Origin of the sequence: Nocardiopsis sp. NPDC007018 (genome assembly GCF_040635075.1) — a bacterium.
Classification (GTDB): domain Bacteria; phylum Actinomycetota; class Actinomycetes; order Streptosporangiales; family Streptosporangiaceae; genus Nocardiopsis.
The window spans coordinates 40121-47055 of sequence record NZ_JBEYHA010000044.1; the positions used below are offsets into that span (position 1 = coordinate 40121).

Consider the following 6935-nt stretch of genomic DNA (forward strand, 5'->3'; position numbering starts at 1 on the left):
CCCTTCGGCTCCGAGCCTGCACGCCCGTCGCCTTCGAACGACGGAGGCCGCGCACGTGCGCGCGCCCCCCGTCGGCAAACATACCCCTTAGGGGTATATCCCACCAGGTCCGAACACGCGAAACGCCCGCCGGGTGTCCGACGGGCGTTCCGTTGTCCAGGCCGCTGGGAACCGTTCGCGCCGATCCCTGGGTGTACTGACCTAGGAGGCGGTCTCGGTCTCCCTGCCGTACCAGGGCCACCACTGCACGGTGTGGCCGTGCGGGATCATCCGGTCCAGGCGGATCGTCAGCCTGAGCGCGAACCCGCCCGCGATCATCCCGGCCACCAGGTCGGTGAACCAGTGGAAGTGCAGGTAGATCGAGACGGTCGACTGGAGGAGCGCGATACCCACGATGCAGTAGGCCAACCGCCGGATGATGTGCGGCCGGGCCGCGCCGAACCTGATGATGAGGAACAGCACCAGCCCGTAGATGAGGATCGCGTTGGCCCCGTGCCCGGAGGGGAAGGCCACGTTGCCCGCCCCCGCGAAGAAGTCCGGGTCGTAGTACTTGGCGTGCCCCCGGTTGAACAGCAGCTTCATCACGGAGACCAGCGACATCATCCCGAAGACGCCACCCGCCCCCAGGATGATCGGGCGCCAGCTGCGGTGCCAGTAGGCCAGCTGGAGGGTGGTCACGCCCAGCACCGGCAAGGCGACGTAACGGGAGGCCACGTTGTCCGGCCAGAAGATCAGCGGCTCGCGCAGTGTGTCCCAGTAGGGGCGGGGCAGCTCGTTGAGGAAGTTGTCCACCGGATGGAGGGGGCCCGCCGCCAGCATCGTCATGACGATGAGCGCGACGAAGAGCATGATCGCGATGCGGTCGGAGGCCAGCCCCCACGCGATCTCGCTCACGCTCGGCCACCTGACCGCGCGCACGACGGGCGGCCCCGGCGCGAGCTTCCTGCTCCGCACCACGGGGATCGGGCCGCTGTAGGGCCCCGGGTCCGGCTTGCGCCGTTCCGGGTCGTGTGGCGTTGTCAACTGTCTGGACCGCGCGTGCCGGGTCCGTGAGGATTGCGTCATGTGCTCAGTGCTGTCTCACACGTCGTGGGCTCGCCTGTGGCACTGCTTGAGGCGTGGGGGACGGGCTAGCCGCGGTTGTTGGGACTGATCCTGACGTCCCCGGAGCCGACACGGAGTGTTGGTGACGTACCGGGGTCCTACCCCTTACACCCCGTTCGACGGTCGAACCTTCGGACTGGTTCACGGTGGTCGTGACCGGCCGCCGGACAGGCTCGACGTCCAGGGAACGGAACTGGTCGACAGTGGCGTCTGTGGGCGCTCGTTACCGCAGTTGCTTCGGTCAGCGCGGGTCAGGGCGCTCTCGTCGGGCCATCACCGTGACGTGGGTAACTCTCCGTACGGCTTTGGGTGGATATTGCCAACATGCGAGCCTACCCGGACGGTTGCCCTCATTGGTGGTTTCCCGGCCCAAGTGTGACCCTTCCACCTCGCACTTTGCCCGAAGCCCACGTGGACGACCGGTCCGCTTCACCCGTGCGCGACCCGTTCGTGAGGCTTCCGTTAGCGCTTCGAGGCCGAGCGTGCGGCAGACCCGCGCGCGTGTGGCAGGCTTCAAGGAGCTTGTCAGACGCTGGAGTGTGTCGGCGCGTGTGCTGGTCGCGCACGGGTCGGAAGACGGAAGGGCCCTGGATGGTCGACCTCCCACAGTTGCCGGACGACCCCTCGAAGCTGGCCCGCGAGCCGCTGAGGGAGCAGATCCGGCAGGTACTGGTCGAGGGTCTGCTGTCCGGACGGTGGCAGCCCGGCGAACGCATCGTGGAGCGCAGGATCGCCACGGAGCTGAAGGTCAGCCAGGCGCCGGTCCGAGAGGCGCTCCGCGAGCTGGAGACGCTGCGGCTCATCGAGACCGTGCCGAACAAGGGGGCCCGGGTCAGGGCGTTCGGTGTCCAGGACATGGCGGAGATCTACCCCGTCCGCGCCGGTCTAGAGCTGGTGGCCGCACAGTTGGCCGCGCCGCGCCTGGCCGAGGACGCCTCCGTGCTGGAACGCGAGGTGGAGGCGCTCAAACGCGCGACCGCCGAGGGGAACGTCACCGAGCAGATCCGGCACAGCGTGGAGTTCCACCGCGAGGTGGTGCGGGCGGCCGACAACAGCGTGCTGCTGCACACCTGGGAGTCCCTGGGCGTCGAGGTGTGGACAGCGTTGTCGGTGCGCTGGCTCGACATGGAGCTGCACGCCAAGGCCGCCGACCACGCGCAGATCACCCGGGCGTTCCGCGAGGGCGACCCAGCCGTGGGGCAGATGCTCAGCGACCACGTCATGAACTACGTCGAGGCGGCTCTGCGCACCCACGAGGGCGCCCGCTAGACGCGTTTCCCACACCCCTCAGGGGTTCCCGCGCTCACGCGCCATCCGTCCCACACGGACGCTTCCCGCCGTCACCTGGTGGTTTGTACCAGACTTTCGGTTTCTGTCCTAAAGTTGTATTGATCGATCATCGATCAGACCGTAGAGTGTGCGCGACGCACGTCACACCACCACGCGCGTGCCCCCTGGTGGCACGGGGTTGTTCATCCGGCCGGTGAACGAACTCGGCCGACCTCCCGGCGGATGCTTACGGCACCCCAGACCGGGAAGCAATGCCGTCAAGGGTCGCGGCGCGACAACTGCACACGCGACCCGTTTCGCTTCGCGTCCGCACCCGGGCCCCGCCAGGCCCGACCGGACGCGCCCCGCAACAGCCACAGTGTCGCCGCCGATGAGCCCGGCGGCGGCACGCGCCGGGACCACGTATGACAGCGCGGTCCGGGCGGGCCGCGTCATCCGACCCACAGGTCGGCGGCGCGCGGCCTCCGCGCACGTAGAAAGGCACACCATGGCTGACACGGCCAAGCCGAAGGGCGGCACCGCCCGGGCCTCCGCGCCCCGGCGCCGGACCCGGAAGGACACCGGCCTCGGCAACGAGAAGCCCGAGACCCTCCTCGACTACTACCGTCAGATGCTCTTCATCCGACGCTTCGAGGAGCGCACCGGACAGGCCTACACCCAGGCCCGGATCGGCGGATACTGCCACCTCAACCTCGGTGAGGAAGCCACGGTCGTCGGTCTGATGACCGCCCTCCAGGAGCGCGACTACCTGTTCACGAACTACCGTGACCACGGGTACGCGATCGGCAAGGGCATGGACCCCAAGCGGGTCATGGCCGAGCTCTACGGGCGCTCCGACGGCGTCTCCAAGGGCTGGGGCGGCTCGATGCACATGTACGACACCGAGACCCGCATGCTCGGCGGCTACGGCATCGTTGGCGGCCAGCTCCCCCTGGCCACCGGCGCGGCGCTCGCCGTCACCTACCGTGGCGGCGACGAGGTCGTCATGTGCCAGATGGGCGACGGCACCACCAACATCGGCGCCTGGCACGAGTCCCTCAACATCGCCAAGCTGTGGAACCTGCCGGTCGTCTTCGTGGTGATCAACAACTTCACCGGCATGGGCACCACCGTGGAGATGTCCTCGGCCGAGCCCGAGCTGTACAAGCGCGGCGCCGCCTTCCGCATCGAGGGTGAGCGCGTCGACGGCCGCGACGTCCTGGCCGTCCGCGACACCGCCACCCGCCTGGTCGAGCGCGCCCGCGAGGAGCAGACCCCCTTCCTGCTGGAGGCCTGGAGCTACCGGCAGAAGGGCCACTCCGTTGTGGACCCGGCCAAGTACCGCACCGACGAGCAGCGTGACTCGGCCCGCTCCGAGGAGAACGACCCGATCGTGCTCTTCGACGCCCAGCTCACCAAGGCCGGAATCCTCACCGACGACCTGCGCGACGAGATCGCCGCGTCGGTCAAGGCCGAGGTCGCCGAGGCCGCCGACTTCGCGGAGAACAGCCCGAAGCCGGACGTGTCCACGCTCTTCGACTACACCTACGCCACCCCGGTGCCGAACGAGTCGCGGCGTATGCCCGCCGACCCGGTGTTCGCGGAATAGGAAGGAACCACTCACATGTCCGTGATCACCTACCGCCAGGCGCTGCGCGACACCCTGCGCGCCGAGATGCTGCGCGACGAGAACGTCCTCGTGATCGGCGAGGAGATCGGCGTCTTCGAGGGCTCCTATAAGATCACCGAGGGCCTCCTCAAGGAGTTCGGGCCCCGCCGGGTCAAGGACACCCCCATCGCCGAGGAGGGCTTCGTGGGCGCGGCCGTTGGCGCCGCCATGCTGGGCCTGCGCCCGGTCGTCGAGCTCATGACGATCAACTTCTCGCTGATCGCCATCGACCAGATCATCAACCACGCCGCCAAGATCTACGGGATGTTCGGCGGTCAGACCAGCGTCCCCATGGTCATCCGCACCCCCGGCGGCGGCGGCCAGCAGCTCGGCGCGACCCACTCGCAGAACATCGAGCTGTTCTACTCCTTCATCCCCGGCCTCAAGGTGATGGCTCCCAGCACCCCGGCCGAGGCCTCCTCGATGCTGCGCGCCGCCATCCGCGACGACGACCCGGTCCTGTTCCTGGAGAACCTGGGTCTGTACAACTCCAAGGGCGAGGTGCCCGAGGACTACGCGGAGCCGCAGAACGACGCCATCGCCACCATCGGCCGTGCCGCCGTGACCCGCGAGGGCAGCGACATCACGCTGATCGGCTACTCCCGGATGGCCATGGTCGCCACCCAGGTGGCCGAGAAGCTGGCCGAGGAGGACATCAGCGTCGAGGTCGTGGACCTGCGCAGCCTGCGCCCCCTCGACCGGCAGACCTTCGTGGACTCGGTCAAGAAGACCGGTGCCGCGGTGATCTGTGAGGACGACTGGCTCACCTACGGCATCGGCGCGGAGATCGCCGCGTCGATCCAGGAGGGCGCCTTCGACTACCTGGACGCCCCCGTTCGCCGGGTGGCCATGGCCGAGGTCCCCATGCCGTACGCCAAGTCCCTGGAGACCGCCGCCCTGCCGTCGGTCGAGTCGATCAGCACCGCGATCAAGGAAACCCTGAGCGCCGTCGGCAAACGGGTCGGGTAGAGGGAGTAGTCAATGAGCGAGATCCACATGCCGCGCCTCTCCGACACCATGGAGGAGGGCGTCATCTCCACCTGGGTGAAGAAGGTGGGGGACAAGGTCTCCTCCGGTGACGTGCTGGTCGAGATCGAGACCGACAAGGCCGTCATGGAGTTCGAGGCCTACGAGGACGGTTACCTCGTCAAGCAGAACGTCTCCGAGGGCGACACCGTGCCGATCGGCGAGGTCATCGGCTTCATCGCCGACTCGCCGGACGCCGTGCCCGAGGAGTCCGCGGCTCCGGCGGCCCCCGCCGCCGAGGAGAAGGCGGAGCCCGAAGCCGAGGAGCGGCCCGCCGAGGCCGCCGCCCCGGCCGCCCCTGCGGCCGAGGCCCCCTCCGGTGAGCGCCCCCGTACCTCCCCGCTGGCCCGCAGGCTCGCGAAGGAGTACGGCCTGGACATCACCAAGATCCAGGGGTCCGGCCCCAAGGGCCGGATCGTGCGGGCCGACATCGAGGCCGCCGCCAAGGACGGTTCCGCCGCCCCCGCCGCCCCGGCTCCCCAGCCGAGCGCACCGGCGCCCGCCGCCCAGGCCGCCCCGACCCAGGACGACGTCCGGGGTTCGGAGGAGGTCAAGACCAGCAACGTGCGCAAGGTGATCGCGCGCCGTCTGACCGAGAGCAAGCAGACGGTCCCGCACTTCTACCTGCGCCGCTCGATCGACGCCGAGGCCCTCAAGGCCTTCCGCGGCCAGATCAACGAGCAGCTGTCCAGCACGGGTGTGAAGGTCAGCTTCAACGACCTGATCGTGAAGGCCTGCGCGACCGCCCTCAAGCTGCACCCGGAGGTCAACACCTCCTGGATCAACGACACCCTGGTCCAGCACCACCGGATCAACGTCGGTGTGGCCGTCGCCGTGGACGCCGGGCTGGTCGTGCCGGTGCTGCACGACACCGACAAGGCGACCCTGTCGGAGATCTCCACGCGCACCCGTGAGCTCGCCGGCAAGGCCCGGGACAACAAGCTCAAGCCGCAGGAGATGAGCGGCGGTACCTTCAGCGTGTCCAACCTGGGCATGTTCGGTATCGACAGCTTCTCCGCGGTGATCAACCCGCCCGAGGCCGCCATCCTCGCGGTCGGCGCGATGCGCCAGGAGGCCGTGGTCGTGGACGGCGAGCTCGCCGTGCGCAACCGGATCGCCCTGGAGCTGTCGGTCGACCACCGCGCGGTCGACGGTGCCGTGGGCGCGGCGTTCCTCAAGGAGCTCGCCGAGATCCTGGAAGAGCCCATGCGGATCATCCTGTAGCAGTGTGTCAGCGACGCCCCGGCCGGAAGCCCTCCGGCCGGGGCGTTCGTCGTGCGCGGGCCTCTGTCCACAGCCCGTGGGCAGAGTCCCGTCGCAGTTACCAGAACAGCGCGACGGCCTGACTGATCATCCCGGCGACCAGAGCGATCCCGTAGGTCAGCGTCGCCGCGGCCCAGCCACCGCGCCAGCGAGGGGCCCGGTGGCGTCCACGCGGCCTGCGCGGCGGGATCGGACCGGGTTCGGCCTCCCGTCGTTTCGCCTCCCTGACCGCCTGTTCCCTGCGTTCCTTCGCCACGATCATCCAGTGCGGCATCACGCCGTGTTCGATCCGGTAGGCGACCTTCGGGTTTCCCACCATCTGCCGCAGAAGGCGTTGCTGCCGCTCCTCCCAGGTCTCCGGAAGCGTGCTCCTCCTCGCGAGCGCGGGTGCGGGGGTACGGGAGAAGCGGTGTCCCCGAGGAGCATCCAGCACGGACCGAACCCTGGCCTCGACTGCGGTCATCGCTCACCACCGCCCAGCACGAACTCGGCCCATACCGCCGTGCCCACGTCGGAGCAGAAGGGGAACGGGACGATCGGGTACGCGCCCCACCTCGCGGCGAGCACGTCCACCATCAACAGGCCCCGGCCACGTTCGGCGGTC

Annotated in this window: 6 protein-coding genes and 1 pseudogene; 4 read left to right on the top strand and 3 right to left on the bottom strand. The window is 69.0% G+C overall.

What is annotated here, in order from left to right; all coding sequences use genetic code 11:
- Window positions 1–201: 201 nt before the first annotated feature.
- Window positions 202–957: a phosphatase PAP2 family protein gene (locus ABZ635_RS20865; RefSeq protein WP_357767709.1), complete on the bottom strand. Its 756-nt coding sequence runs from the start codon at window positions 955–957 to the stop codon at window positions 202–204.
- Between the two features lie 738 nt (window positions 958–1695).
- On the opposite strand from ABZ635_RS20865, the gene ABZ635_RS20870 reads away from it, so the two are divergent.
- From ABZ635_RS20870 to ABZ635_RS20885, 4 genes are all read left to right on the top strand, one after another.
- Window positions 1696–2373, top strand: a complete 678-nt coding sequence (locus ABZ635_RS20870) for a GntR family transcriptional regulator (protein ID WP_357767683.1) — start codon at window positions 1696–1698, stop codon at window positions 2371–2373.
- Window positions 2374–2881: 508 nt separating this feature from the next.
- Window positions 2882–3982, top strand: coding sequence for a pyruvate dehydrogenase (acetyl-transferring) E1 component subunit alpha (pdhA, locus tag ABZ635_RS20875; protein WP_357767686.1), 1101 nt, complete (start codon window positions 2882–2884; stop codon window positions 3980–3982).
- Between the two features lie 15 nt (window positions 3983–3997).
- On the top strand, window positions 3998–5011 hold the full coding sequence (locus tag ABZ635_RS20880; RefSeq protein ID WP_357767689.1) for an alpha-ketoacid dehydrogenase subunit beta: 1014 nt from the start codon (window positions 3998–4000) through the stop codon (window positions 5009–5011).
- Window positions 5012–5023: 12 nt separating this feature from the next.
- The gene (locus ABZ635_RS20885) at window positions 5024–6292 is read left to right on the top strand and encodes a dihydrolipoamide acetyltransferase family protein (protein ID WP_357767693.1); all 1269 of its coding nucleotides are present in this window, start codon (window positions 5024–5026) and stop codon (window positions 6290–6292) included.
- 97 nt (window positions 6293–6389) lie between these two features.
- On the opposite strand, the gene ABZ635_RS20890 is transcribed toward ABZ635_RS20885, so the two are convergent.
- Entirely contained in the window at window positions 6390–6794 is a 405-nt protein-coding gene (locus ABZ635_RS20890) for a hypothetical protein (RefSeq protein WP_357767694.1), read from the bottom strand.
- Window positions 6791–6935: pseudogene (locus ABZ635_RS20895) on the bottom strand (ATP-binding protein); the annotation flags it as partial. The pseudogene ABZ635_RS20895 and the gene ABZ635_RS20890, both read right to left, overlap by 4 nt.

Excerpts from the sequence above, each read along its gene's own strand:
- ABZ635_RS20870 (WP_357767683.1), top strand. The coding sequence starts at position 1,696 with ATGGTCGACCTCCCACAGTTGCCGGACGACCCCTCGAAGCTGGCCCGC.
- pdhA (WP_357767686.1), top strand. The coding sequence starts at position 2,882 with ATGGCTGACACGGCCAAGCCGAAGGGCGGCACCGCCCGGGCCTCCGCG.
- ABZ635_RS20880 (WP_357767689.1), top strand. The coding sequence starts at position 3,998 with ATGTCCGTGATCACCTACCGCCAGGCGCTGCGCGACACCCTGCGCGCC.
- ABZ635_RS20885 (WP_357767693.1), top strand. The coding sequence starts at position 5,024 with ATGAGCGAGATCCACATGCCGCGCCTCTCCGACACCATGGAGGAGGGC.
- ABZ635_RS20890 (WP_357767694.1), bottom strand. The coding sequence starts at position 6,794 with ATGACCGCAGTCGAGGCCAGGGTTCGGTCCGTGCTGGATGCTCCTCGG.